Genomic DNA, 524 nt, shown 5'->3' with positions numbered 1-524 from the left:
GGCCTGGGCCGGGGCGCCGGAGCCGTCGTCGATATCGGCGAGCTCGGCGCCGACCTCGACGGTCTCGTCCTCGGCGACCCCTTGATGGAGGCCAGGATGCCGGAGACGGGCGGGGATCTCGGTGTCGACCTTGTCGGTCGAGACCTCCAGCAGCGGCTCGTCGGCCTCGACCGACTCGCCGACGGCCTTCAGCCAGCGGGTGACGGTGCCCTCGGTGACGGACTCGCCCAGGGCGGGGAGCACGACATCGGTGCCGGAGGCGGCCGGGGCGGCAGCGGCGGGGGTCTCGGCCGGTGCGGGGGCGGCCGGGGCCTCGGCCACGGGGGCCGGAGCCGCCGGGGTCTCGGCGGCGGCCGTCTCGGCGGCCGGGGCGRCGGCCTGGGCCGGGGCGCCGGAGCCGTCGTCGATGACGGCGAGCTCGGCGCCGACCTCGACGGTCTCGTCCTCGGCGACCTTGATGGAGGCCAGGATGCCGGAGACGGGCGACGGGATCTCGGTGTCGACCTTGTCGGTCGAGACCCCTC

The 524-nt window shown here is 76.7% G+C and carries 1 protein-coding gene; it reads right to left on the bottom strand.

The window, feature by feature from the left end; all coding sequences use genetic code 11:
• A partial coding sequence (locus AB4039_RS42405) for a biotin/lipoyl-containing protein (protein WP_442273333.1) occupies nucleotides 1–524 on the bottom strand: 524 nt, incomplete at both ends.

The organism is Streptomyces sp. M-16, from assembly GCF_052114405.1.
Taxonomy (GTDB): Bacteria; Actinomycetota; Actinomycetes; order Streptomycetales; family Streptomycetaceae; genus Streptomyces.
The sequence above is the reverse complement of the archived record's forward strand: the minus strand, read 5'-3'. Positions and strand labels throughout refer to the sequence as shown.